This window comes from Cryptosporangium aurantiacum, assembly GCF_900143005.1.
GTDB classification, from domain to species: Bacteria; Actinomycetota; Actinomycetes; order Mycobacteriales; family Cryptosporangiaceae; genus Cryptosporangium; species Cryptosporangium aurantiacum.
The window spans coordinates 1-24,553 of sequence record NZ_FRCS01000004.1 but is presented as its reverse complement, the minus strand read 5'-3'; the positions used below and the strand labels follow the sequence as shown (position 1 = coordinate 24,553).

Genomic DNA, 24,553 nt, shown 5'->3' with positions numbered 1-24,553 from the left:
ACTCCGCGCCATGGCAGCCGCGGCGGCCGTCCTCGCGCTGACGCTCAGCGCCGCGTGCAGCGCTCCCGGCGAAGACGAAGACGACGGCGGCAGCGGCTCCGGCCCGATCAAGATCGCCGTCGTCGACGCCCAGAGCGGGCAGCTGTCCTCGCTGGGCAAGTGGGAGTACAAGGGCGTGAAGCTCGCGGTCGACGAGTGGAACGCGAAGGGCGGCATCGAGGGCCGGAAGATCGAACTCGGCCTCTTCGACGACCAGGGCGACCCGACGATCGGCACCAACCTCGCGCGGAAGATCGACAGCGAGGGATACATCGCGATGCTCGGTACCGCGGAGAGCGCGGTGACGATCGCGATGGCCCCGATCCTCCAGCAGGCCGAGATCCCGAACATCACGTCCGGGCAGTCGCCGGGCCTGGTCGCGGTGAAGAGCCCGTTCCTGTTCCTCAACGGACCGACCAGCACCACCTACGACGAGACGCTCGCCAAGTACATCGTCGATCAGAAGAAGATCACCAAGATCGCGATGATCACCAACAACGGCGGATACGGCAAGGGCGAGCACGACGCGTTCACCAAGGCGCTGGCCGACCGGGGCATCAAGCCGGTCGCCGACCAGATCGTCACCACCGACCAGAAGGACTTCAGCGCCGCGCTCACCAACATCCGGCAGAAGGCTCCGCAGCTGATCTTCCTCGGCGCGGAGGAGGTCGAGTCCGGCCTGATCGTCAAGCAGGCCCGTGACCTGGGGATCAAGGTGCCGTTCGCCGGTGCGGCTCCGCAGGGCACGCCGGTGTTCCTCGACACCGCGGGCGCGGCGAACGCCGAGGGGACGATCGTGTCCTCGCCGTACCTGAGCAACGACATCAGCGAGGCGTCCAAGAAGTTCGCCGCGGACTACCAGAAGGCGTTCAACGAGGAGGCCGAGCTGCACGGCGCCAAGGCCTACGACGGCGCGCAGATCCTGCTGACCGCGCTGAAGAACAGCAAGGTCGCCACCGGCAAGGAGCTGGCCGACGCGATCCGCGCGGTCAAGCACGAGGGCCTGCTCGGGAACTTCGCGTTCGACGACACCGGCGTCGGCATCTTCGAGACGTCGATCGGCACGATCACCGGCGGAAAGCTCGTCGCGGCGAGCTGACCTGACCCCGGCCCGGTGCGGGTCCGCCTCCCGGTGGCGGACTCGCACCGCGGTCGGCCCCGTTCCGTCCCGTGTTCTCGGCCCGCACAGGGAGAGTCATGCAAGTCTTCGTTCAGACGCTTGTCGGCGGCATCAGCCTCGGAGCGATCTACGCGCTGGTCGCCATGGGATTCTCCCTGGTCTACCGCACGATGGGCCTGGTCAACTTCGCCCACGGCAACGTCGTCATGATCGGCGCCTACCTGGCGTCCACGTTCTACCTCTCGGTCAAGCTGCCGTTCGCGCTCGCGATGGTCGTCGCGATCGCGGTCACCGGGCTGATCGGCGTGATCATCGAGCGAGTTCTCCGGCCGCTGGAGAACAAGGATTTCGACCTGATGCTGATCGGCACGATCGGCTTCGGCATCGTCCTGGACGCGCTGGCGATCGTGATCTGGGGCGCCACCGGCCGCGCGGTCCCGTCGCCGGTGCCGTCCGCGCCGCTTGACGTGTTCGGGATCCGGATCCGCACCTACGACCTGGTCGTACTGGCAGTCGCCGCCGCGGCGATGGTGCTGCTCGTGCTGTTCCTCCAGCGCACCAAACGCGGCGCGGCGATGCAGGCGGTCGCGATGGACCACGAGGCCGCCACCGCGGTCGGCATCCACGTCGGACGGAGCAACGCGATCGCGTTCGTCATCGGTGCCGGGCTGGCCGCGCTCGCCGGCGGTCTGGTCGGGCCGCTGCTGTACGTGAGCCCGTCGATGGGTGGTGCGCTGGGCATCAAGGGGTTCGCCGGGGCGATCCTCGGCGGCTTCGGCAGCATCCCCGGCGCGATCATCGGTGGCCTCGCGATCGGCGTCCTGGACTCGTTCGCGGCCGGTCACTTCCAGGGCTACTCCGAGCTGGTGACGTTCGTCGTCTTCGCAGTGCTCATCATGTTCCGGCCGACCGGCATCTTCGGGGAGACGACGGTGAACCGCGCATGAAGTCGTTGTCGAAAGGCGGCGTGCTCGCCCTGCTCGCGCTCGTGGCCGTGGTGCTGCCCTACACCGTCGGCCGCTACACCATCCACGTCATCGACGTGACGATCATCTTCGCGATCCTGGCCATCGGTATGGGCCTGGCGATGGGCATCGGTGGCCAGATCAACCTGGCGCAGATCGCGTTCTTCGGCCTCGGCAGCTACGTGACCGCGATCCTCACGGTCAAAGAGGGCTGGGGATTCTGGACGGCCGCCGTACTCGCTGTCATCGCGACGGTGGCCGTCGGTCTGCTCGTCGGCACGCCCGCGCTGCGGGTCCAGTCGCACTACCTGGGCATCGTCACGCTCGGCCTGGCGCTGGCGTTCACGAACTGGCTCACGAACACCGAGCTGACCGGGGGAGCGGAGGGCATCTCCGGCATCCCGGTGCCGACGCTGCCCGGGGTCGACCTCTCCAGCGAGTACCTCTACTACTACCTGGAGATCATCGCGTTCGCGGTGCTGCTTACGTTCGGGCAGTTCGTCGTCCGCACCCCGCTCGGGCGGCGGCTCCGCGCGATGCGCGACGACCCGCTCGCCGCCGGCGCGATGGGTGCCGAGGTACCGATGCTGCGGATGACCGCGTTCGCGCTCTCCAGCGTCTACGGCGGGTTGGCCGGTGTGCTCTACGCGGGCCTGATCCGCTACGTCGCGCCGGAGACGTTCAGCATCGCGAACATGTTCCTGCTGCTCGCGATGGTCATCATCGGCGGACGGCAGTCGCTGGTCGGCTGCGTCGTCGGCGCGGTCGGGCTCTCGCTGGTCCGGGAGTGGCTGGTCGACTACCCGACCTACGCCCAGATCGCCTACGGCAGCGTCGTCGTGCTCACCGTGCTGTTCGCGCCGACCGGCCTTGCCGGTCTGCCGGAGCGGATCCGCGGCGCCTATCGGCGCCGACGGCCGGCCTCGGCTTCCCGCGCGGTTTTGCGTCCCTTCCAGCCTTATGCGGACGCTTCGTCGCGCGCCGTCGGCGCCCCGCCGGCCTTGGAGATCGACGGGATCAGCAAACACTTCCGCGGGCTCAAGGCGCTCGACGACGTGTCGCTGACCGTTCCGGCGGGGCAGATTCGCGGCATCGTCGGGCCGAACGGCTCGGGCAAGACCACGCTGTTCAACGTCATCAGCGGCTTCTACAAGCCGACCCGGGGCGCGGTGCGCATCTCCGGACGCCCGCTGACCAACGCGGCCTCGTACCGGCTGGCGCAGGCCGGCGTGGCCCGCACGTTCCAGAACCTCCGGCTCTTCCCGGCGATGACCGTGCGGGAGAACGTGCTGGTCGCGCTCGACCAGACCCGAACCCGCAGCATCTGGCAGTACGCGGTGTGGCAGCCCGGCGTCTGGCGCCACGACCGGCGGCTGCGCGCTCTGGCCGACGGGATCCTCGAGCGGTACGGGCTCGCCGACTTCGCCGACTCCCTCCCCGGCGCGCTGCCCTACGGGATCCAGCGCCGGGTGGAGATCGCGCGGGCCATGGCCCGCGCGCCCCGGCTCCTGCTGCTGGACGAACCGGCCGCCGGTCTCAACGGCGACGAGGTGCGGCAACTCGGCGAGATCGTTCGCTCGATCCGGGACAGCGGCGTGACGGTCGTGCTGATCGAACACAACATGGGCCTGGTCATGTCGCTCTGCGAGCACGTCACGGTGCTGGCCAGCGGACGCATCATCGCCGACGGCACCCCGGACGAGGTGGCGACCGCGCCGCAGGTCATCGAGGCCTACCTCGGTGACTCGATGGACGACGTCCTGCCTCCGGCCGTGACCTCGGCGGCGGCATCCGCAGAGGAACCGGAGGGCCGGCAATGACTCAGACCGTGACGACCACCGAAGAACTGGTGGTCGAAGGCTTGACCGTCAACTATGGCGGTGTCTCCGCGGTGCGGTCGGTCGGCCTGACCGTTCCCGCGGGGTCGGCCGTCGGCATCATCGGCGCCAACGGCGCGGGGAAAACCTCCACGCTCCGGGCGATCATGGGTCTGGTCCCGCGGTCCGCGACCACGATGCGCTGGGGCGACCTCGACCTCACGAAGGTCCCCGCCCGCGACATGGTCCGGCACGGAGTCGGCTACGTCCCGGAGGGCCGGCACGTGTTCCCGGGCCTCACCGTGGAGAAGAACCTGCTCCTCGGGGCCTACTCCCGGCCGTGGAAGGCGGAGACCAAGCAGGCGCTGGGGGAGGTCTACGAGCTGTTCCCGGTGCTCGGCGAGATGAAGGGACGGTTGGCCGGCGCGCTCTCCGGCGGGCAGCAGCAGATGCTCTCGATCGGACGGGCGCTGATGTGCCGTCCCCGGCTGCTGCTGCTCGACGAGCCGTCGATGGGACTCTCGCCGAAGCTCGTGGCCGAGATCCTCGCCGTGCTGCAGCGCCTGTCGTCCGAGGGGCTCAGCCTGCTGCTGGTCGAGCAGAACGCCAAGCTCACGTTCGAGGCGACGAGCACCTGCCTGGTCGTGGAGAACGGCGAGGTGGCGATGGTCGGGACCTCCGAGGAGCTGCGGCACGACCCCAACGTGCGCCGGATCTACCTCGGGTTGTGAGCCGGTGCGGCGCCGGTCCGCCGGGCTCGGGAGTGCGGGCGCAGTACTGTACTCACCAGTTCGTACGGGAGGCGATGGTGGGTAATTCGAAGGTGGCGCCGTCCCAGCGCATCCGGGACGCCGAGCGGACTCGCGCGGACATCCTCGAGGTCGCGACCCACGCGTTCGCGGAACATGGCTACGCCAGCGCGCGCGTCGACGAGATCGCCGGCAAGACGCGCACGACCAAGCGGATGATCTACTACTACTTCGGCAGCAAGCAGGGTCTGTACGTCGCGGTTCTGGAGCACGCGTACCGCCGGATCCGCGCGCTGGAGCAGAGCCTGGACGTCGACCACCTCTCCCCGCCCGACGCCTTGCGGCAACTGGCCGAGTTGACGTTCGACCACCACGAGAAACACCAGGACTTCGTGCGGCTCGTCAGCATCGAGAACATTCACCATGCCGAACATCTGCTCAGCTCCGAGGCGCGCGACGGGCTGGCTGCCCCCGCACTGCAGGTCCTGGCGCGGATCCTTGAACGAGGTCGATCCGAAGGTACGTTCCGCGACGATCTCGACGCGCTCGACGTCCACATGATCATCAGTTCGTTTTGCATCTTCCGTGGCGCGAACCGGTACACGTTCCGAGCGATCTTCGGGCGGGATCTGCTCGACCCCGGGCGTCGGGGGCACCTGCGCCGGGTGCTGGGAGATCTGGTCGTCGACCACGTGACGGCTCGACCCCGCGCTTAGTAGCGTACTCACGAGGTAGTACATACGCGCGTGGCGTACGTCGTCGAGGAGGACGAACATGGCACCTGCGGCAATCACCCCTCCGAGCGCTTCGACCAGAGCGGCGCGCGCGGCCTGGATCGGCAGCGCGCTGGAGTACTACGACTTCTTCCTGTACGGCACCGCCGCAGCGCTCGTCTTCGGGGCGGTGTTCTTCCCGAACGAGGACCCCGCGGCCGGCACCCTGGCCTCGCTGGCCACCTTCGGTGTCGGGTACGCCGCCCGTCCGCTCGGCGCGCTCGTCCTCGGTCATGTGGGCGACCGGTACGGCCGACGCCGGGTGCTGATGACGACCGTCATCGCGATGGGTATCGCGACCTTCCTGATCGGCTGCCTCCCGTCCTACGACGCGATCGGCGTCGCGGCGCCGATCCTCCTGGTGTTCCTCCGGCTCTTACAGGGCTTCTTCGCCGGCGGTGAGCAGGCCAGCGCGAACTCCATGACGCTCGAGCACGCGCCGGAGGACCGCCGCGCCTACTACAGCAGCTTCACGCTCGGCGGCACCCAGGCCGGGCAGGCGATCGCCACCGCGATCTTCATCCCGATCGCCACGCTGCCGGACTCCGCGCTGGAGAGCTGGGGCTGGCGGGTGCCGTTCTGGCTCAGCGCGATCGTCGCGATCATCGCGGTGCTGATCCGCCGGTCGCTGGACGAGACGCCGGTGTTCGAGCGGGAAGCGGCCAGGGGCGAGGTTCCGCGGGTCCCGCTCGCGGAGCTGTTCCGGTACCACTGGCGGGCCGTGCTGCGCGTCATCTTCGCCGCGGTGATCGCGACGCCGAGCACGATCTTCACGGTCTGGGCGCTGTCGTACGCGGTCAACACGGTGGAGCTGGAACGGACCCCGATGCTGCTGGTCGGGGTGCTGGCCAACGTCGTCGCGCTGTTCACGATCCCGCAGTGGGGCAAGCTGTCCGACCGGATCGGCCGCAAGCCGCAGTTCATCGGCGGCTCGATCGGCTCCGCGGTGATGACGTTCGTGTACCTATGGACGATCACCACCGGCAACTACGTGCTGATCTTCCTCGCGGGCATCCTGTTCTTCGGCGTCGTCTACACGGCCACCAGCGCGGTGTGGCCGGCGTTCTACGGCGAGATGTTCTCCGCCCGGGTGCGGCTCTCCGGCACCGCGTTCGGCACTCAGATCGGCTTCGCGATCTCTGGATTCGTGCCCTCGGTGATCACCGCCGTGGCCGGTGACGGAAAGGACGCCTGGGTCGGCGCCGCCCTGATCACCGCACTGCTGTGCGGCGTGAACATCGTCGCGGTGTTGACCGGCAAGGAGACCTACCGGGTGCCGACCGACGACCTCGGCGCACGCACCCCGCGAGTGCCGGCGGAGGAGGCACGGTGAGCGCGCTGGTTCGTGGACCGTCCGGCGATCGGTACGCGGTGTACGCGCTGCAGTACGGACGTCGGGCGGGCGTCCGCGGTGAGCACTTCCTCGGCTGGGACGCCACCGCCGCCGAGCCGCACCCCACGGCGTACTACGCCTGGCTGGCGTTGTCCGCGGACCGGACGATCCTCGTCGATTCCGGCATCGACCCGGACGCCGACCTGCCGCTGTCCGGCTGGGAGTTCCGCACGTCGGTCCCGGCGCTGCTGTCGTCGGTCGGGATCGACGGCGTCGACACGCTCGTGCTGACCCATCTGCACTACGACCACGCGGGCGGGGTGCGGTCGTTCCCCGACGCCCGGGTCGTGGTGACGGCGGCCGAGCTGGAGTACTGGACCGGCCCGGCGGCGGCGCGAATCACCCGCGAGGCGTGGCTGGTCGACAAGGCCGACCTCGACGACGTGGCCGCCCGGGCGGAGCTCGTCGAGGGAGATCGCGAGATCGCGCCGGGGCTCTCCGTGCACCCGGTCGGCGGCCACACCGCCGGCATGCAGATCGTCCGGGTGAACACCGACGCCGGGCCGGTCGTCCTGGCGTCGGACTCCAGCCACTTCTACGAGAACCTCGACACCGACCGGCCGGGCACGATCCTGCACACGATGGCCGGTGTGTATACCGCGTTCGACCGGGCCCGCTGGCTCGCCGACGGTGGCGTCATCGTGCCCGGACACGACCCCGAGGTGCGGAACCGTTTTCCCTCCGTCGCCGAGCACATCGTCCGGATCGCCTGACGGTGGCCGACTGGGATCAGACCGTCGACCTGCTGGTCCTCGGAGCAGGAGCCGGTGGTCTCACCGCCGCGCTCGTCGGCGCCGACGCCGGGCTGTCGGCGCTGGTCCTGGAGAAAACCGCGTGGGTGGGCGGCACCACCGCCTACTCCGCGGGCACGGCGTGGATACCCGGCCACCACTTCCGGGCCGACGGGCCCGGGGACACCGCGGCGGCACGCCGGTACCTGGACGCGCTCGTCGGGGACCGCGCGCCGCGGGAACTCCGGGAGGCGTATCTGACGCACGGCCCGGCGGCGATCGCGCACCTCGCCGGCCTCGGCGTCGAGTTCTGGCACTCGGCGACCGTCGTCGACTACCACCCCGAGATCGCGGGGTGGGGCACCGGCCGGGCCTTGGAGCCCGCCACGTTCGACGGACGCCGGCTCGGTCGGGAACGATTCCGAACGGTGCGGTGGCCGATACCGGAATTCGCGCTGTTCGGCGGCACGATGATGCTGCGCAGGCCAGAGGTGGACCGGCTGATGGCGATCTTCGACGGCTCGATCGCCGGGACGGCACTGGCGGCACGGCTCGGAGTGCGGTGGGCGGCCGACCGGCTGCGTTTCCCCCGTGGCACCCGGTTGACGATGGGCAACGCGTTGGTCGCGAACCTGTACTGGCAACTGGTGCGCCGCGGAGGAGTGGTCCGGACCGGCGCGGGCGCCACGGAGCTGGTGCGCGAGGACGGCCGAGTCGTCGGCGCGATCGTCGATCAGGCCGGTGCCACCGTCCGGGTGCGGGCGAAGCGTGGCATCGTCCTGGCCGGTGGGGGGTTCGCGGCGAGTCCTGAGTGGCGCGCGGTCCACCTACCGGCGCCGACACCGGCCTTCACTCCCGCAGCCGACGGCGCGACCGGCAGCACGCTCGTCCTCGCCCAGCGCGGCGGTGCCGCGCTGAGCGAGCCGCAGGACGACAACGCCGTCTGGTTCCCCAGCTCGATCGGCCGGCGCAAGGACGGGTCGGAGGTGGTGTTTCCGCACATCTGGGACCGGGCGAAGCCGGGGATCGTCGCCGTCGACACCACCGGAGGCCGCTTCGTCGACGAGTCGGTGTCCTACCACCGCTTCGTCCGCGCGATGTACGCGACGGGTGCCGCACCGGCCTGGCTCGTGATCGACTCCCGGTCCCTGGCGCGTTACGGGCTCGGCCTCGTCCGGCCCAGGGTTCCCCGCCGCGTCCTCCAGCGCTACGTCGCGAACGGCTACCTGCGCGCCGGCGCGACGGTGCGAGATCTCGCGGTGGAGATCGGCGTCGACCCGGCCGGATTGGAGGAGACCGTGCGCCGGACGAACCGCTCGGCGATCAGCGGGATCGACGAGGAGTTCGGCAAGGGCGAGAGCCCTTACGGGCGCCAGTACGGCGATCCGTCGCACCGGCCCAACCCCAACGTCGGGCCGATCGAGACGGCTCCGTTCTACGCGATCTCCGTGGTGCCGACACCACTCGCCACCACCCTCGGGCTGCGTATCGACGCCTCGGCCCGCGTGCTCGACTCCGCCGCCGAGCCCATTCCGGGGCTCTACGCCTGCGGCAACGACGCGCAGTCGCCGATGGGGTCGGAATATCCGGGTGCGGGCTGCCAGGTCGGCGCCGCGCTGACGTTCGGCTACCGCGCCGCGCACCACGCCTCCCTGGAGGCTTGGTGTCGATGAAACATCATTCAAGGTCTGTGGCAACGGCAGATCCTGAATCCGTACATCCACTACGACCAGGCGTGAGGCCGGAGATAGCGAGTCGCCGCGGGCCTCAGGAGGGATCGGTGCTCAGGAGGTAGCGCACCGCGGTCTCGCCCAGCCGGGCGGCGAACGCGTCGTCGTCCTCGACCGCCGCCGTGGCGAAGCCCGGGCCGTAGGCCACGCGGATGACGGTGGTGGCGAACACGGTGTCGAAGCAGGTCGACATCGCGGCGCCGACGTGATCGTGGGTGATCCGATCGGCGAGCGGTGCCAGCAGCTGGGTGAACTGCTCGCCGAGGGCCCGGCTGTAGCCGGACCCCCGGCGCCGGATCTCCGGGTGGGACGCCGAGAGCAGCACCACCGGGCGGAGAAAGCGCTGGTGCCGCAGGGGAATCCGCACGGTCTCGGCCACCACCGCCCGCACGAGCTCGGCCGGGGCGTAGCCGGTCCAGCGGTCCGCGGGCTCGAGCGCCTGCTGATCGGCGACCAGACGGGCGATCCCGTGCTCGTACACGGCCAGGAACAGCGCTTCCTTGCTGGTCGTCCGGGCGTAGATCGCGGGTGGTGCGACGTTGGCGCGCTCACACACCGCCGCGATCGTGAACGCCTCGTAGCCGTCCTCCTCGAGGATCGTCACGCCGGCGTCCAGGACTCGGTTCCACGCCTCCCGGCTGCGGCGTTGCTTCGGCGGCCGGACCTCCAGCTCGGCGTCGGCCACGGCGCGCGCTCTCCCGTCGTCCGGATGACGTCTTGACAGAACAGTAGCGGACGCTAAAGTTCTCGCCTAACAGTAGCGAACGCTACTGTTTTCTGCGACACGCTGGGGTGTCCGATGGGTTCTGTTGCTGTGCTCGGTGCCGGACCGGCCGGTATGGCCGCCGCGCTCGGTGCGTTGAAGGCCGGTCACGAGGTCGTGGTGTACGAGCGCTATCGGGAAGCGCGTCCGGCCGGCAACATCCTCAACCTGTGGCCGCCGCCGCTGAAGGCGCTGCGCCGGTTGGGCGTGGACACCGACGACCTCGGCGCCCCCACCGACACCCAGTTCCGCAACCTGCGCGGCAAGGTTCGGGTCACCGTGAAACTGGACCCGGCCGTGAAGGCCGCCTACGGCGGCGGATTCATCGGGCTGCTGCGGCCGGAGCTGTACGAGCGGATGCTCGCCGCGCTCCCGGACGATGTGATCCGGTTCAACCAGCAGGTGACGCGCATCGAACAGGATGAGCGGGCGGTCACGCTGCACTTCGCTGACGGCAGCACTGCCGAGCACGACGTTCTGATCGGCGCCGACGGCATCGACTCCCTCGTGCGGCGGACGCTCTGGGGTGACTCGCCGAAGCGCGAGCATCGGTTGCACATCTTCGGCGGCTTCACCTTCGCCGACGTCCCGGGCACCACGCCGAACACGTGCGTCCTCACTCATGGCCCCACCGTCCAGGGCAGCTGGACGTCGATCCGGCACCAGGGCCGTGACGGTCACCAGTGGTGGGTGCTCACCGCCACCGACCCCGCCGCGCCCCCGCCGGCAGACCTGCATGCCGCGGCCGCGGCGCTAGCCACCGGGTTCCCGGCGCCGCTCCCCGGCCTCGTCGCCGCGACCGACTCGGGCAACGTCCAGCGCTGGGTGCTCCGCGACCGGAAGCCGCTCCAGCAGTGGTCGCAGGGGCGGGTGACCCTGGCCGGAGACGCCGCCCACGCGACGTCCCCGTACGCCGCCTACGGTGCCGGCATGTCCATCGAAGACGGCTACTTCGTCGGCCGTGCCCTCCGTGGTGTCGACCTCGCCGACTTCGACGCCGTCTGCGCGGCGCTGCACTCGTACGAGACTCCGCGCAAGCCGCACACCGCCCGGCAGGTGAACCAGGCCTGGATGCTCGGCAAGGTCTTCCATCACACCCCGGCGCTCCTGCGGCCGGTGCGCGACTTCGTGTTCGACCACACCCCGTTCCTGCAGAAGGTCGCGGGCGACTCGAATCCGGCGGAGATCACCAAGCAACTCGCGCTCATCGAGGACTGACGCGGGGTCATTCCCGGCCGCGGTTGGCCTTGCCGTCCAAGTGCAGAACGGTGCTGGGATCGCGGTGGGTCCCGGTGCTGCCGACATGTTTGTCGCTGATCGTCGGCCCGTTCTTGACCACGTGGACGAGGGCCATGCCGTGGCCGCGGCCGAGCTCGTAGTCGTCCTTGAGCCACTGCAGGATTTCGTTCGCGCGGGTGTCGGAGCCGTAGCCGCGTTCGTGTGCGGCGGCGACGAGCTCGGCGGGCGTCTTGCCGGTCTTGGTTTCGATCGCGTCGAGGTAGGCCTGGAAGGACATGATTCGCTCCTGGGGTGCGGCTTCTCGGATGCCTGTCACCCATGCGTCGCGGCCACCGGGCCGATCCGGACATCGACCCTCAGAAAATTTCGAACCGACGACGCTCAGCCGGCCGGCGGATACTCGATGCCGCCCGCCCAGATGTGCCGGATGTTCCGCGTCGCCCGGATGTCGGCGGTGGGATCGCCGTCGATCAGGACGAGGTCGGCTCGGTAGCCCGGCCGGATGAGCCCGCGGTCACGCAGCCGGAACGCCGAGGCCGGCAGCACGGTCGCCGAGCGCAGCGCATCGACCGGGGAGAGCCCGGCCTGGACCAGGAGCTCCAGTTCGTGGTGCAGGCCCGACCCGAACTCCGGGTGGACGGGGACACCGGGGGTGGTGTTGGCATCCGAGCCTGCCAGGATCCGCGCACCGGCCCGGTGCAGCGCGGCGACGCTGTTGCGCGCCTGCGCGTAGTCGTAGGCGGGGTCGCCGAGCGCCCCGAAGCCCTCCATCATCGTGAGGGTCGGCACCGCCACGCGGCCCCCCGTCACGAATCGCGACACCTGCGCGGCGGTGAGGGCGGCGTCGAGCGGAACGTGGTGGATGACGTCCGCCCCGGCGGCCAGCACCGCACTGGCGGTGGCGTTCGACGCCGCGTGGGCCATGACGAGCTTGCCCGCCGCGTGCGACGCGACCGTGAGGGCGTTGCCGGTCGCCTGCGACAGGCCGGGGACGTCGACGATGAGCTTGATGTAGTCCGAGCCCTCGCGGACCCGTGCGGCCACGAACGCCGACGCTTGCTGCGGCCCGGTGACGACGCCGTTCGCCGGGTAGCCCGGCGATTGACTCTGACGACTTCCCGGTGGGGTCGCGGGAACCCCGGCGCTGCGGAAGTCGGTCAGACCGGTCCGGTGGCGGAGCGAGTCGACCAGTGTGGACGGCCAGCAGCCCATGTCCAGTGCGGTAGTCACGCCGTAGCCGGTCAGCTGCCCCAGCATGTCGAGGCTCCGCACGTGGACGTGGGCGTCGATCAGGCCGGGCAGTAACGTGCCGCCGTTGCCGTTGATGATCCGGGCGCCGGCCGTCCTGCCGCCGATCACGCCGTTGGTGACCACCACGGTCGTCGGCGCGGTGAGCCTGCGGCCGTCGAAGACCCGGACGTTGGTCAACGCCACCTTCGACCGGCCGTCTTCGGCCGCGGTCGCGGGGCCGGCCGAGTTCAGCGTCGCGGCCAGTCCCACGCCCGCCGTTGCGGCCGTGAGGACGTCGCGTCTGGTCCAACTCCTGCTGTGCATGGTGGTGCTCCTTTGTCTTCGGGCAGTTGAGGCGCAGGGCCGATGGTGCGCGGATTACACCGGCCGTCGTACCCCTCGATCGAGGGGTGTGGAGGGGCTCGCTGGTTCCACGGCCTCGAGCACACGGAGGTGGTTCAGCTTTTTCGGCACCGCCGAGCCGGCGTACGGCAACGCACTACGACCCTGGTCGTCGGGCTGCGCGAGCGGCTGGTGGATCTCCGTGAAACCACCGTCCGGCAGGCGCCGGATGATGCCCGTCTCCACGCCGCGTGCCAGGACCTCCCGGTCGTGCTGCTGCAGCCCCAGACAGATGCGGTAGGTGATCCAGTACGCCACCGCAGGCAGGAGGACCAGCCCGATCCGACCGGCCCAGGTGACCGCGTTCGCGCTGATGTGGAACGTCAGGGCGAGGACGTCACCGGCACCGGCGAGCGTCAGCACGAGGTAGAACGTGACGGCCATGGCCCCCGACGCCGTGCGGGCCGGCGCGTCCCGGGGACGCTCGAGCAGGTGATGCTCACGGCGATCCCGCCGCACACGCGCCTCGATGAACGGGTAGGCGATCGGCAGGACGACCAGGATCGTGGGCAGCACCACCGCCGCCCAGAACAGCGGCGGGACGGCGTACCCGTCACCGATCGGGATCGTGACCTCCCAGGGCGGCATCAGCCGGACCGCACCGTCGAGGAACATGACGTACCAGGCCGGCTGCGACAACGCGGCCGCGACCGCCGCGTGCGACGGTCCGTAGAGCCAGATCGGGTTGATCTGGAACAGGCCACCCAGCAACGCGAGCACGGCGGAGACGCCCAGGAACAGACCGGTCTGCTTCGCCGCGTACTGCGGAAAGGCGCGCTGACCCACGACGTTCGTGCTGCTGCGGTGCGCACCCGGCCACTGGGCGGGCTTCTGCCGGAGCCGCAGTACCGCGCCGACGGCTGCCAGACCGATCATCAGCACCGGCGTCAGTAGGTGCAGGAGGTACAGGCGACCGATGATCACCTCGCCCGGGTACTCGCCGCCGAAGACCGACATCGCCAGCCACGAGCCGACCACGGGCACCGACATGAGGATCGCCGACAGGATCCGCATACCGGAAGCGGACATGCCGTCGTCCAGCACCATGTAGCCGGTGTAGCTGGCGACCAGGCCGGTCCAGAACAACAGCAGGCTGATCACCCACTGCGCCTTCCGTGGCTTGCGGAACGCGCCGGTGAAGAAGACCCGCAGCAGGTACACCACGATCGACGCCATGAACAGCATCGCCGCCCAGTGGTGCAGCTGACGCATGAACAGACCACCGCGAACCTCGAACGAGAGGTCCACCGTCGAGGCGTAGGCCTCGGACATCGTCGTTCCCTGCAGCCGCGTGTACGACCCGTCGTACACGGCCTCCTCCATCGACGGCTCGAAGAACAACGCGAGGAACGTGCCGCTGACGAGTAACACGACGAACGAGTACAGCGCGATCTGACCCAGCAGGAACGACCAGTGGTCGGGGAAGACCCTGTTGAGCACGGCGCGCAACGGTGGAACGGCCCGGGTCGCCGCGGACCGGCCGGGGCCGTGGGAATGTTCGTTCATGCCCGAACTCCTGCTCGTGGAGTCGCGCCGCGCAGCGCGACGCCCGTGAACAGGAGACGGCGGTGGGTCACTCGTTTGTGACGGCTCGGTCGCGTGACGCGCGCCACCGGTCGAGCCTGGGCGACGTCTGCCGCTAGCCGAACCAGCGGGAGAGGTGGGCGTCCAGGTCCTGTTGATCGTCACCGATCCAGGCGACGTGGCCGTCGGGGCGCAACAGGGCGCACGGAACGTTCAGCGCCGCAGTGGGATCCGCGAGGTAGTCGACCCGGTCTGACCAGCCGCCGACGGTCAGGCGTTCGGTGCGGTCGAGCAGCAGGCCGCGGCCGCGATGCAGCAGCCCGTAGAGGTGGCCCTGCTTGACGTCGATGTCCGGCAGGCGGCGCCCGAGCAGGTCGGGTCCTTCGCCGAAGTCGTAGCGGATGTCGATCGCGGTGATCTTCTCGATCAGATACCGGTTCACCTCGTTGAAGTCCATCAGCCCGGTGAGCAGCCTGCGCACGGCCCGCGGGCCCGGCTCGTCCACCGACAGCTCCATCTGGGCGCGGGTGTTGTCCAACACGTCCTCGGCGACCGGATGACGTTCGGCCTCGTAGGTGTCCAGCAGAGTTTCCGGCGCCCAGCCGCGCACCTGCGCGGCCAATTTCCAGCCGAGGTTGAAGGCGTCCTGAACACCCAGGTTGAGGCCCTGCCCGCCGGCGGGCGGATGGATGTGTGCCGCATCGCCGGCCAGCAGCACCCGCCCGACCCGATAGCGTTCGGCCAGCCGGGTGGCGTCTCCGAAGCGGGACAACCAGCGCGGGGAGTGCACGCCGAAATCGGTTCCGGCGATCGTGCGCAACTGCTGTTGGAAATCCTCGAGGGTGGGCGGTTCCGCGCGGTCGCTGACTTCCGCGGCGGGCACGACGACGCTGTACGCGCCGCCGACGGCGGGCCGGATCCAGAATGGGGTCTCGCTGACTCCGGCCACCGCAGCGGCGATGTCCTCCGCGGACACACCCACTTCCAGCTCGCCCATCAGCGTCTCGGTACGCGACGGCTCGCCGGGGAAACCCACGCCGAGGTGTTTGCGGACCGTACTGCGTGCTCCGTCACAGCCGACGAAATAGCGCGCACGCAGCTGTTCCCCGACTGCGAGCTCGACGGTGACACCCTCCTCGTCCTGCTCGAAGCCGGCCACCGTACAACCACGCCGGACCTGCGCACCCAGGTCGATCGCGTGTTCCTCGAGCAGGCGAACGATGACCGGCTGCGGGATGCCCAGCAGATAGGCGTGCGCGGAATTCAGGCCGTCGGGCACTGGCTTCGGAATGGCGGCGAAAAACCCGGCGGCCGGACGCTTTCTCCCGTGTTCGAGAACACGTTCCAGCAGTCCGCGCATGGCCATCAGCTCGAGACTGCGAATATGCAGGCCGACGATGCGGACGAACGATACGGGCTCGGTGTCCTTCTCCAGAACGAGGACCCGCACATCGTGCAGCCGCAATTCGGCGGCCAGCATCGCGCCGGTCGGCCCGCATCCGGCAATGATGACGTCGAACATGCAACCCCTCATTGGCAGGGATCCGCGGACACGACCGACTCGACGCCTTCACCTGCCACGTCTGCGGCGCACTCGTCGCGACCGGCCGCTCCGCCGGCCCGGTAGGGCCCGGCGGAGCCGCCTAGCAGCGCACCTTGTCGTCGACGATCTTGAAGTAGGGCGACGCCCCGAGGTCGCCGGTCAGCGGGCTGATCGCGTGCATCCACATCCGGAAGACGCGCTCCAACGCCTCGAAACGATCGGACGCCGCGTTCAGCTCGGCGACGTTCAGGTGCTTGAGCGTGGGGACCCGGCGCGCCTCCACGCCGATGTCCGGGTCGATCCAGGCGTACCCGACGAGCCAGTCGCCGTGGTCCTGGGCGTCCCGGGTTTCGAAGACGGCCGTCAGCTCGGCCTCCAATGAGGCCAGCAATGCGTCGATCCGGAGATCGTCCTTGTACCGGCGGGTGAGAACGGAGAAGGCTTCGAGCAGCTCCCGGGGCGGCAACTGGGCGGCGGTCGGGGCTTCGTCCAGGGCGTTCTGCATGACCTGAACGCGCCACCGCAGCGCCTCGACCACCAGCGAATAACTCAGCACGTACCGGCCGACGGCGCGGACCTGCTCGTCGACGTCGGCGGGGCTGTAGGACCGGTCAGCGGCCTCGACGCTCATTTTGCCTCCAGGATGTGCTCGCTCATCGCCACGAAGGCCGCCCGCGCACGGGCGGCCGCCTCCAGGACGAGCGGTTCGGTGTACGTGGTGCTGTGGTTCGCTGCGGCGACGCTCGCGACGATCGTCCAGGCGAGGCCGACCAGCAGGACGTCGTCGCCCCGCGCGATCTGCTCGGCAGTGAGCCGCTGCCGCAGTACGGGCAGGATCATCTTCCGGATCTTGCGTCCGACCGCCTCGCCGATGAACGCGTACTTCGCGGGCAGCCGCCTCGCGATCGCGTTCCAGGCGCGAGAGTGCTCCTGCGCCGCTTCGTTGCGATGGGCGATCGCCCGGATCAGTGCCTCCAGCGGTGGTTCGCTGAACGGACGGGCGGCGAGCTGATCGGGAATCCGCGACCCGCCGCGAACCCCGAACTCGATCAGCACGTCGTCGCGGGAGGCGAAGTAGCGGTAGAACGTCCGCTCGGAGATCTCCGCGGCAGCGGCCAGGTCCGACACGGTGATGTCGTCGTAGTCCTGCCGCTCGAACAGTTCCACCGCACGCGCGGTGATCACGTCGCGCCCCGCCTCGCGGCGTGCGTTCGCGGTCTGCGTACGGAAGGACTGCTGTAGATCCACGCCGCTCCTCAGGCAGATCCTGTCGAGTACTGGCAGAGTCTGCCACACGACTGCTACGGTCCCGAAAGGGTTACGGGAAACGTGTCGGCACGGGCGGGCCTGGCAAGGAAGGGACGGAATCATGCGCATCGAGGACATGACCCTGATCAGCATCGACGACCACGTCGTCGAACCCCCCGACATGTTCGAGGGGCACCTTCCGGAGGAGCTCAAGGACGCCGCGCCCAAGTGCATCAAGGATGAAAAGGGCATCGACAACTGGGTCTTCCAGGGCGCGTCGATGGGCCCGATGGGTCTGAACGCCGTGGTCAGCTGGCCGGCCGAGGAATGGGGCATGGACCCCGCCGGCTACGCCGAGATGCGTCCCGGCGCTTACGACATCCACTCGCGCGTCCGCGACATGGACCGCAACGGCATCCTCGCGTCGATGTGCTTCCCGACGTTCGCCGGCTTCTCCGCCGGTTTCTTCCAGAAGGCCCCGGACAAGGACCTCGCGTTCCGGATGCTGCAGGCCTACAACGACTGGCATGTGGACGAGTGGTGCGCCGCCTATCCGGGCCGGATGATCCCGATCGGCATCGCGCCCGTGTGGAACCAGGAGCAGATGGTCTCGGAGATCCACCGCCTGTCGGCCAAGGGCGTCCGCGCGGTGACGATGCCGGAGCTGCCGCACCTCCAGGGCGTACCGAGTTACCACGACATGGACTACTGGGGCCCGGTCTTCCAGGCCTGCAGCGACACCGGCACGGTCATGTGCCTGCACATCGGCGCGGGGCTCGGTGCGCTCCGGCTCACCCCCGGCGCGCCGATCGACAACATGATCATCCTGGCCACTCAGGTGTCGGTGCTCGCGGCGCAGGACCTGCTCTGGGGTCCGGCGATGCGGACCTTCCCCGACCTCAAGATCGCCTGGTCCGAGGCGGGCATCGGATGGATCCCGTTCTACCTCGACCGCAGCGACCGGCACTACACCAACCAGCGCTGGCTGCGGCGTGACTTCGGTGGGTCGCTGCCCAGCGAGGTCTTCAAGGCGCACTCGCTGGCCTGCTACGTCACCGACCCGGCGGCGCTCAAGAACCGCCACGAGATCGGCATCGAGACGATCGCCTGGGAGTGCGACTACCCGCACTCCGACTCGATCTTCCCGAACGCACCCGAGTTCGTCCTCAACGAGATGAACAACGCGGGCGTCTCCGACGACGAGATCAACATGATCACCTGGCAGAACAGCGCCCGGTTCTTCGGCTGGGACCCGTTCAAGCACATCTCGAAGTCCGACGCGACGGTCGGCGCCCTGCGCGCGACGGCCACCGATGTGGACGTCACGATCCGGCCCCGTGCCGAGTGGAAAAAAATGTACGAGGCCGCGCACTAGATGGGTTCATTGGATCGAGACGCGCTTCGGCGGCAGGACTTCTCGCTGGACGACAATCAGCTAGCGGTCCACAACGCGTTCGCCGACTTCTACGCCAACGAGTCGCCGACCAGCGTGGTCCGTGCCGCCGAGCCGTTGGGCCACGACAAAGCGCTGTGGGCGCAGCTGGTGTCGATGGGCGCCGCGTCGATGGGCCTGCCGGAGTCCGCAGGCGGCGACGGCGCGACCCTGCTCGACCTCGTATTGGTCGCCGAGCGTCACGGCCACGCCGTGGCGCCGGCGCCGTTCATCAGCCACGCGGTGGCCACCCGGCTCCTCGCCGCGTCGGGGCTGCGTGAAGGGGCCACCGGGGAGCGCATCGTGACGCTCGCTCTCGAACCGGTCCCGCCGGGCGCGCGCCGGCTGGTCCCGGACGCCGCGATCGCGGCGGACGTCGTGGTCTACGACGGCGAAACCCTGGCGCTCCACAGCGCGGCGCAGCCGTCCGAACACGTGCCCAACCAGGGATCAACGCCGCTGGGCTGGTGGCAGGCCGATCCCGGCGCGGCCGTCACGGGCCTCGCCACCGGCGAACGTGCCGCCACGCTGCACCGGCGAGCCGTGTCCGAGTGGAAGCTGCTGACCGCCGCTGCGCTGGTCGGTATGACGGAGGCGGCGCTCACGCTCGGCGTCGAGTTCTCGAAGACCCGCGAGACGCTCGGAGTGCCCATCGGCACGCTCCAGGGTGTGGCGTTCCCCCTGGTCGACGTCCAAATTGGCATTTCGGGTGTGCAGAACCTCGTGCGCAAGGCCGCCTGGATGACGGAGAACGAGCCGGACACCCAGCCCGAGCTCGTGCCGCTGGCGTTCGCGGCAGCGAACGAGGTCGCCACGCGGGGAACCACCGTCGCCGCACACGTGCAGGGCGGGCTCGGATTCACCACCGAGGCCGACGCGAGCCTGTACTTCCTCCGTGCCAAAGGCTGGGGTGTTCTGGCCGGGAATCCGGCGGACGGGCTCCGCGAGGCGGCCGCACTGCTCATCGCTCGCGCCTAGGGAGCTTCCGTGGACCTCAGCCTGCTGCAGCTCACTGCTGAAGAACAAGCATTTGCCGACGACGTCCGCAGCTACCTCGGCGAGCACATGACCGACGAGGGCCGCGAGCACGAGCGGCGTACCGGCGACGGGTTCTGGGAGCCGGTGCACCTGGCGCTGGGACGCCGCGGGTGGCTGTTTCCCACTAGCCCGGTCGTGGAGGGTGGGGCGGGGCTCGACCCGGTGCGTGCCCGGATCCTCGAGCTCGAGCTGGTTCGGCACGAGGTCCCCGGGATCACTCGCGGCACCACCGGGTTGGTGTGGCCGAGCGTCAAGAAGTTCGGTCAGCCCGCGTTGCTGGCCGAGCTCGGCAGCGGTGTGACGGAGGGGCGGATCCGGTTCGCGCTCGGGTATACCGAGCCCGACGGCGGCTCCGACATCGCTGCGGCCAAGACGCGTGCCGTCCGCGACGGCGATAGCTGGATGATCAACGGCGCCAAGATGTTCACGACCGGCGCGCACAACTGTCAGTACACGTTCCTGCTCACTCGCACCGATCCGTCGCTGCCGAAACACGCCGGCCTGACGATGTTCCTGGTGCCGTTGGACGCTCCCGGGGTCGAGATCCACGCGATCCGCACCTACGGTGGCGAGCGCACCAACATCGTGTACTTCGGCGACGTCCTCATCGACGACCGGTACCGGCTCGGCGGGGTCAACGCGGGCTGGTCGGTGCTGCACGAACCGCTGGACGCCGAGCACGCGCTCGGGACGTCGGACGTCGTCAGCGACATCTCCGGCGGGATCACGTTCTCGCGCCTTCTCGAGCACGGGGTCGATGCGGTGGCGCGCTGGGCGAAGACGGCGAACCCGTCGGCCGCCGAGGACTCCGCCTTTCTCGAAGCGCTCGGCAGGGCCGCGATGGAAGCCGAGGTCGCGCGGGTGACGCCGGGGCCGATGGGCCGGATCAAAGGTTCCGACGTCCTGGTGCAGCAGGCACCGTTGCTCCTGGACCTGGTAGGCCCGCAGGCTCTGTTGCCGCGCGGCGCCGACGGTGCGCTGGACGACGGGCTGCTGGAGTTCAACCACCGATTCGCGCAGGGCACCGCTACCTACGGCGGCACGGTGGAGGTGTTCCGCGGAATCGTCGCGCAGCACGTGCTCGGCCTGCCGCGTCCGACGTATCCCGGCAGCAAAGCGTTGGTGGCGCCCCGGAGTACCGCCGATCCTCGCTGAACTCAACCACTCGTTGGAATGAGGCGTGTATTCTGGGACCATGTTGGACCCGGATCTTGACCGAGCGTTGTACCGGCAACTGGCTGACCTTCTGCGCGCCGACATCCGCAGTGGTGTCTACGGCCCGGGTACGCCGATTCCCTCGGAGGCCAAGCTGATCGCCAGCCACGGCATCGGCCGCAACACCGTACGTCTGGCGATGGAGGTGCTGCGCGATGAAGGCCTCGTCGTGACCCGCCAGGGCCGCGGCACGTTCGTCCTCAGCCCTGACGCTATGAAGTCGCGTCAGCTCCCAGTTCGCTGAGCCGGCGTTCGAGGAAGCGACGTTCGGCGCCGACGTCGGTGAGTAGCCACGCACGTCGATAGGCGTCACACGCCTCGTCGGCGCGCCCGAGGCGCCGCAGGAGGTCGGCCCTGGTCGCGTGGGCGTAGCGGAAGTCGTCGAGACCGAGGTTGTCGACGATCCGCAAGCCCGCCGCGGCGCCGTCGGTCTCGGCGATCGCGATCGCGCGGTTCAGCTCGACGACGGGGGAGCCGGTCAGGCGGGCCAACGCGCCGTACAGTGCGGCGATCTGCGGCCAGTCGCAGGGCGTCTCGGCGTGCAGCGAGGCGATGGCGGCCTGCAGGACGTAGGGCCCACGGCCGCTCAGGGCGAGCGCGCGGTCGAGCTCAGCGCGTCCGGCGGTGATCTGCGTGGTGTTCCACCGGGATCGGTCCTGGTCGGCGAGCAGCACCAGCTCGCCACCGCGGAAGCGGGCGTCGCGGCGGGAGTCGTGCAGGAGCATCATCGCCAGCAGCCCGTGGACCTCGGCGGCGTCGGGGAGCAGTTCGGCCAGCGCGCGTCCCAGCCAGAGTGCCTCGGCCCCGAGTTCGTCACGGCCGCCGTAGCCCTCGTTGAAGATGAGGTAGACGACGGCGAGAACCACGTCGAGGCGTTCGCGGAGCAGGTGCGCGGGCGGCACCCGGAACGGGATGCCGGCTGCCCTGATCTTGCGCTTGGCGCGCGTGAGCCGCTGCGCCATCGTGGGCTCCGGGACGAGGAACGCGCGGGCGATCTGGCCGGTGGTCAGCCCGCCGAGCGTCCGCAAGGTGAGCGCGACCTGCGCCTCGACGGCGAGCGCCGGGTGGCAGCAGGTAAAGATGAGTTCCAGCCGCTCGTCGGGAAACGTCGTGGCGTTCATCGGCGCCTCCACACGATCGGTAGCGGCGAGCAGACCGAGCTTGGCCGCGCCGACCTGATCGCGGCGGATGCGGTCGGTCGCTCGGTTGCGGGCGGTCGTCATCAGCCAGGCGCGCGGGTTGGTGGGAATGCCCTGACGTGGCCACCGCTCGGCCGCGATCGCGAAGGCCTCCTGGGCGGCCTCCTCGGCGAGGTCGAAGTCGCCGAGGAGGCCGATCAGGATCGCTACGACGCGGCCCCATTCGTCGCGGAAGATCTGCTCGAGTGTCGTTACCAATACACTTCCGAGGGTCGGATCTCGACGGCGCCGCCGTAGCGTGCCGCGGGGACCCGGGCGGCGATCTCGATCGCCGCGTCCAGGTCGTCGGCTTCCAGGATGAACGCGCCGCCCACGGCTTCCTTCATGCCGATGAACGGGCCGTCGGTCGTCAGCGTCTTGCCGCCTTCGACTCGGACCGTCGTCGCGTTCGCGGCCGGCCCCATCGGCGGCACCGACGTGACGCCGGGAGTCTCGTTGATCGCTTGGTAGTCGGCGTAGACCTGCTTCTGCTCGTCCTCGGACAGCGCGGCCTGTCGCTCCTGTGCGTCACCCTGGTAGATCAGGACCACGTACTTCATCGCCGCCTCCTCGTCGTTGCCGGATGGTCACGCGCTAAGACGAACGGCGACCCACGATCTCGACACCTCGACCCCGGAAATTTTGACCCCCCGGCCAGGGGGGGCGTCAAGCGGCTCGGTTGCCGGACGGGCGCTCCATCGTGGACCCTGGTTCGCGTGCCGGACGACGAACGATGCATCCATGACCTGCCGATCAGCCAGTGTGCGGACTGTCGCGCGCAGGCGCTCGGCTACCCCAGGCGAGTGGCGATCACCGCAGGCGGCAGCGTCTTCCACCTCGACGCGAACTGTGACGGGCTCCGTGACGGTCAGGGATCCGTCCGGCGACGCGGTGGGGTCCCCGCGGATCTGACCTGGGTTCCGATCGGTGAGGTGTTCAGCAAGGGGCGTGGCAGCTGCAAGCGGTGCTGCTCGCACCTGCCCCCGCCCTGAGTGCTGCTCGGGGCCGCCGGTCGCGGAACGACCGACGGCCGGCGGCGGTCAGTGCGAGTCGGTCTCGGTTGCGGCGGCGGCGGCGGCCTTCTTGGCCTTGCGACGGTGAACCGTCAGTGTGATGACGAGGACGACCAGCGCGCCGACGATCAGCCCGAGGATCGCGCTGGCAACGGTGTTGACGACCCAGCCGACGAACCCGCCGAGAGCACCCGTGGCGTCATGGGCGGCCTCCTCGACGTGGTGGACCGTCTCGTACAGGAAGTGCAGGCCGAGATCGTCCGTGCCGACCAGCAGGATGTGCCCGCCCACCCACAGCATCGCGGCGGTGCCGATCACGGTCAGCGCGGTGAGCACCAGCGGCATCGCCTTCACCAGGCCACGACCGAAGGCGGCGATGGCGCCGGAGGACGCGGAGAGGCGCAGCCCGGCGTCGTCCATCTTCACGATCAGCGCCACGACCCCATACACCACGACGGTCATGACGAGCGCGACGACGGCCAGGATCGCCAGACGCGACCAGAACGGCTCGTCGACGACCTCGTTCAGCGTGATGACCATGATCTCCGCCGACAAGATCAGGTCGGTGCGCACCGCGCCGGAGACCAGCGACTTCTCGTCCGGGGCGCCCTCGTCGCCGTGACCGTGGGCGTCGTGGTGGGCGATCTTGGCCCACACCTTCTCCGCGCCCTCGTAGCACAGGTAGGCGCCGCCCAGCATGAGGATCGGGGTGAGCAGCCCCGGCAGGAACTGGCTGAGCAGCAGCACTGCCGGGAGGATGATCAGGAACTTGTTGCGCAGCGACCCCAGGGCGATGCGCTTGATGATCGGCAGTTCGCGCTCGGCGGCGATGCTCCGGACGTACTGCGGCGTGACGGCGGCATCGTCGATGACGACGCCCGCCGCCTTGGTGCCCGCTTTTGCCGCGGCCGCCCCGATGTCGTCGATGGAGGCGGCGGCGGTTCGAGCCAGCACCGCCACGTCATCCAGGAGTGCAACGAGTCCACCGGCCACGAGTGGTCCTTCCAGGGGCTTGAGCAGCGTCCGGAGTCAATTCTCGCAAGAGCCGCTAGAGCCGTGGAATTGCGTACCGCAACGGTCGGCCGTTCAGTCAGGAACGACCCGCCCCGACGAGCGGCTCGGCGGCCGGGGCGGTGCGAACCGCGGCGCGTTGCCGGGCGCCCATCCGGTGGAGGTAGCGCACGTCGCGGGCGAAGGACCAGGTGAGCACTGCGAGGGAGAGCGCGATGACCGGTGTGGGTACGACGCCGGTGGCGGCGACGATGAGCACGATGCCTTGGAGGGCGGCGACGGCGCTGCGGGATTGGCGGCGGGGTAGGTCGCCGCGGAGCCAGGGGAGGGCCCAGCCGGCGGCGACGAACGCGTAGCGGTAGGCGCCGATGGCGATGACCCAGGGGCCGATCGTGCCGGC

24 protein-coding genes and 1 pseudogene are annotated in these 24,553 nt (G+C 69.6%); 14 read left to right on the top strand and 11 right to left on the bottom strand.

Annotation, left to right across the window (positions count from 1 at the left end; translation table 11 throughout):
- Nucleotides 1-10: 10 nt before the first annotated feature.
- From BUB75_RS14510 to BUB75_RS14475, 8 genes are all read left to right on the top strand, one after another.
- Nucleotides 11-1,138, top strand: a complete 1,128-nt coding sequence (locus BUB75_RS14510; protein ID WP_073257380.1) for an ABC transporter substrate-binding protein — start codon at nt 11-13, stop codon at nt 1,136-1,138.
- A gap of 98 nt (nt 1,139-1,236) precedes the next feature.
- Nucleotides 1,237-2,106: a branched-chain amino acid ABC transporter permease gene (locus BUB75_RS14505; RefSeq protein ID WP_073257376.1), complete on the top strand. Its 870-nt coding sequence runs from the start codon at nt 1,237-1,239 to the stop codon at nt 2,104-2,106.
- The gene (locus BUB75_RS14500; RefSeq protein WP_073257373.1) at nt 2,103-3,944 is read left to right on the top strand and encodes a branched-chain amino acid ABC transporter ATP-binding protein/permease; all 1,842 of its coding nucleotides are present in this window, start codon (nt 2,103-2,105) and stop codon (nt 3,942-3,944) included. Before BUB75_RS14505 ends, BUB75_RS14500 begins: the two co-directional genes overlap by 4 nt.
- Nucleotides 3,941-4,672: an ABC transporter ATP-binding protein gene (locus tag BUB75_RS14495; protein WP_073257370.1), complete on the top strand. Its 732-nt coding sequence runs from the start codon at nt 3,941-3,943 to the stop codon at nt 4,670-4,672. Before BUB75_RS14500 ends, BUB75_RS14495 begins: the two co-directional genes overlap by 4 nt.
- A 77-nt stretch (nt 4,673-4,749) precedes the next feature.
- A complete protein-coding gene (locus tag BUB75_RS14490; protein ID WP_218617520.1) occupies nt 4,750-5,406 on the top strand; it encodes a TetR/AcrR family transcriptional regulator in 657 nt (218 codons plus the stop codon).
- Nucleotides 5,407-5,464: 58 nt separating this feature from the next.
- Nucleotides 5,465-6,796, top strand: a complete 1,332-nt coding sequence (locus BUB75_RS14485) for an MFS transporter (RefSeq protein ID WP_073257364.1) — start codon at nt 5,465-5,467, stop codon at nt 6,794-6,796.
- Entirely contained in the window at nt 6,793-7,569 is a 777-nt protein-coding gene (locus BUB75_RS14480; protein ID WP_073257361.1) for an N-acyl homoserine lactonase family protein, read from the top strand. Before BUB75_RS14485 ends, BUB75_RS14480 begins: the two co-directional genes overlap by 4 nt.
- Nucleotides 7,570-7,571: 2 nt before the next feature.
- Nucleotides 7,572-9,260 carry an FAD-binding protein gene (locus tag BUB75_RS14475; RefSeq protein ID WP_073257357.1) on the top strand — a complete coding sequence of 563 codons (1,689 nt, stop codon included), beginning with the start codon at nt 7,572-7,574 and terminating at the stop codon, nt 9,258-9,260.
- Nucleotides 9,261-9,354: 94 nt separating this feature from the next.
- Here BUB75_RS14475 and BUB75_RS14470 read toward each other — a convergent pair whose 3' ends face one another.
- Complete coding sequence (locus BUB75_RS14470) at nt 9,355-10,002, bottom strand: TetR/AcrR family transcriptional regulator (protein ID WP_073257354.1); 648 nt, start codon at nt 10,000-10,002, stop codon at nt 9,355-9,357.
- A gap of 114 nt (nt 10,003-10,116) precedes the next feature.
- On the opposite strand from BUB75_RS14470, the gene BUB75_RS14465 reads away from it, so the two are divergent.
- Complete coding sequence (locus BUB75_RS14465) at nt 10,117-11,298, top strand: FAD-dependent oxidoreductase (protein ID WP_073257351.1); 1,182 nt, start codon at nt 10,117-10,119, stop codon at nt 11,296-11,298.
- A 7-nt stretch (nt 11,299-11,305) separates the two neighbouring features.
- Here BUB75_RS14465 and BUB75_RS14460 read toward each other — a convergent pair whose 3' ends face one another.
- The 6 genes from BUB75_RS14460 to BUB75_RS14435 form a co-directional block, all read right to left on the bottom strand.
- On the bottom strand, nt 11,306-11,596 hold the full coding sequence (locus BUB75_RS14460; RefSeq protein ID WP_073257348.1) for a DUF4287 domain-containing protein: 291 nt from the start codon (nt 11,594-11,596) through the stop codon (nt 11,306-11,308).
- Nucleotides 11,597-11,700: 104 nt separating this feature from the next.
- Entirely contained in the window at nt 11,701-12,873 is a 1,173-nt protein-coding gene (locus tag BUB75_RS14455; RefSeq protein WP_084741163.1) for an amidohydrolase family protein, read from the bottom strand.
- Nucleotides 12,874-12,927: 54 nt separating this feature from the next.
- The gene (qcrB, locus tag BUB75_RS14450; RefSeq protein ID WP_073257345.1) at nt 12,928-14,457 is read right to left on the bottom strand and encodes a cytochrome bc1 complex cytochrome b subunit; all 1,530 of its coding nucleotides are present in this window, start codon (nt 14,455-14,457) and stop codon (nt 12,928-12,930) included.
- Nucleotides 14,458-14,590: 133 nt separating this feature from the next.
- Complete coding sequence (locus BUB75_RS14445) at nt 14,591-15,997, bottom strand: FAD-dependent monooxygenase (RefSeq protein WP_073257343.1); 1,407 nt, start codon at nt 15,995-15,997, stop codon at nt 14,591-14,593.
- A 121-nt stretch (nt 15,998-16,118) separates the two neighbouring features.
- Nucleotides 16,119-16,649 carry a hypothetical protein gene (locus tag BUB75_RS14440; RefSeq protein WP_073257340.1) on the bottom strand — a complete coding sequence of 177 codons (531 nt, stop codon included), beginning with the start codon at nt 16,647-16,649 and terminating at the stop codon, nt 16,119-16,121.
- Nucleotides 16,646-17,266, bottom strand: coding sequence for a TetR/AcrR family transcriptional regulator (locus BUB75_RS14435; protein ID WP_073257337.1), 621 nt, complete (start codon nt 17,264-17,266; stop codon nt 16,646-16,648). The genes BUB75_RS14440 and BUB75_RS14435 overlap by 4 nt, the downstream gene beginning before the upstream one ends.
- A gap of 121 nt (nt 17,267-17,387) precedes the next feature.
- Here BUB75_RS14435 and BUB75_RS14430 point away from each other — a divergent pair, with 121 nt between their 5' ends.
- The 4 genes from BUB75_RS14430 to BUB75_RS14415 are packed head-to-tail and all read left to right on the top strand — an operon-like array spanning nt 17,388 to nt 21,195.
- Nucleotides 17,388-18,641: an amidohydrolase family protein gene (locus BUB75_RS14430; RefSeq protein WP_073257334.1), complete on the top strand. Its 1,254-nt coding sequence runs from the start codon at nt 17,388-17,390 to the stop codon at nt 18,639-18,641.
- Nucleotides 18,642-19,676: an acyl-CoA dehydrogenase family protein gene (locus BUB75_RS14425; protein WP_218617519.1), complete on the top strand. Its 1,035-nt coding sequence runs from the start codon at nt 18,642-18,644 to the stop codon at nt 19,674-19,676.
- 9 nt (nt 19,677-19,685) lie between these two features.
- A complete protein-coding gene (locus BUB75_RS14420; protein WP_073257331.1) occupies nt 19,686-20,891 on the top strand; it encodes an acyl-CoA dehydrogenase family protein in 1,206 nt (401 codons plus the stop codon).
- A gap of 40 nt (nt 20,892-20,931) precedes the next feature.
- Nucleotides 20,932-21,195, top strand: a complete 264-nt coding sequence (locus BUB75_RS14415; protein WP_073257328.1) for a GntR family transcriptional regulator — start codon at nt 20,932-20,934, stop codon at nt 21,193-21,195.
- Here the strand turns inward: BUB75_RS14415 and BUB75_RS14410 are convergent.
- The gene (locus BUB75_RS14410; protein WP_073257325.1) at nt 21,164-22,348 is read right to left on the bottom strand and encodes an RNA polymerase sigma factor; all 1,185 of its coding nucleotides are present in this window, start codon (nt 22,346-22,348) and stop codon (nt 21,164-21,166) included. The two genes, BUB75_RS14415 and BUB75_RS14410, sit on opposite strands and share 32 nt — an antisense overlap.
- A complete protein-coding gene (locus BUB75_RS14405) occupies nt 22,342-22,689 on the bottom strand; it encodes a YciI family protein (protein WP_073257322.1) in 348 nt (115 codons plus the stop codon). Before BUB75_RS14405 ends, BUB75_RS14410 begins: the two co-directional genes overlap by 7 nt.
- 156 nt (nt 22,690-22,845) lie before the next feature.
- Between BUB75_RS14405 and BUB75_RS14400 the strand changes: the two genes are divergently transcribed.
- Nucleotides 22,846-23,121 (top strand): hypothetical protein, encoded by a 276-nt coding sequence (locus BUB75_RS14400; protein WP_073257319.1) that lies wholly within the window; start codon nt 22,846-22,848, stop codon nt 23,119-23,121.
- A 48-nt stretch (nt 23,122-23,169) separates the two neighbouring features.
- Here the strand turns inward: BUB75_RS14400 and BUB75_RS14395 are convergent, their stop codons facing one another.
- Entirely contained in the window at nt 23,170-24,135 is a 966-nt protein-coding gene (locus tag BUB75_RS14395) for a DUF808 domain-containing protein (RefSeq protein ID WP_073257316.1), read from the bottom strand.
- Between the two features lie 97 nt (nt 24,136-24,232).
- Nucleotides 24,233-24,553: pseudogene (locus tag BUB75_RS46230) on the bottom strand (CDP-alcohol phosphatidyltransferase family protein); the annotation flags it as partial.

Coding starts and splice junctions, on each gene's coding strand:
- BUB75_RS14440 (WP_073257340.1), bottom strand. CDS start 16,649: ATGAGCGTCGAGGCCGCTGACCGGTCCTACAGCCCCGCCGACGTCGAC.
- BUB75_RS14485 (WP_073257364.1), top strand. CDS start 5,465: ATGGCACCTGCGGCAATCACCCCTCCGAGCGCTTCGACCAGAGCGGCG.
- BUB75_RS14405 (WP_073257322.1), bottom strand. CDS start 22,689: ATGAAGTACGTGGTCCTGATCTACCAGGGTGACGCACAGGAGCGACAG.
- BUB75_RS14495 (WP_073257370.1), top strand. CDS start 3,941: ATGACTCAGACCGTGACGACCACCGAAGAACTGGTGGTCGAAGGCTTG.
- BUB75_RS14445 (WP_073257343.1), bottom strand. CDS start 15,997: ATGTTCGACGTCATCATTGCCGGATGCGGGCCGACCGGCGCGATGCTG.
- BUB75_RS14510 (WP_073257380.1), top strand. CDS start 11: ATGGCAGCCGCGGCGGCCGTCCTCGCGCTGACGCTCAGCGCCGCGTGC.
- qcrB (WP_073257345.1), bottom strand. CDS start 14,457: ATGAACGAACATTCCCACGGCCCCGGCCGGTCCGCGGCGACCCGGGCC.
- BUB75_RS14430 (WP_073257334.1), top strand. CDS start 17,388: ATGCGCATCGAGGACATGACCCTGATCAGCATCGACGACCACGTCGTC.
- BUB75_RS14415 (WP_073257328.1), top strand. CDS start 20,932: ATGTTGGACCCGGATCTTGACCGAGCGTTGTACCGGCAACTGGCTGAC.
- BUB75_RS14455 (WP_084741163.1), bottom strand. CDS start 12,873: ATGCACAGCAGGAGTTGGACCAGACGCGACGTCCTCACGGCCGCAACG.
- BUB75_RS14505 (WP_073257376.1), top strand. CDS start 1,237: ATGCAAGTCTTCGTTCAGACGCTTGTCGGCGGCATCAGCCTCGGAGCG.
- BUB75_RS14500 (WP_073257373.1), top strand. CDS start 2,103: ATGAAGTCGTTGTCGAAAGGCGGCGTGCTCGCCCTGCTCGCGCTCGTG.
- BUB75_RS14425 (WP_218617519.1), top strand. CDS start 18,642: ATGGGTTCATTGGATCGAGACGCGCTTCGGCGGCAGGACTTCTCGCTG.
- BUB75_RS14465 (WP_073257351.1), top strand. CDS start 10,117: ATGGGTTCTGTTGCTGTGCTCGGTGCCGGACCGGCCGGTATGGCCGCC.
- BUB75_RS14460 (WP_073257348.1), bottom strand. CDS start 11,596: ATGTCCTTCCAGGCCTACCTCGACGCGATCGAAACCAAGACCGGCAAG.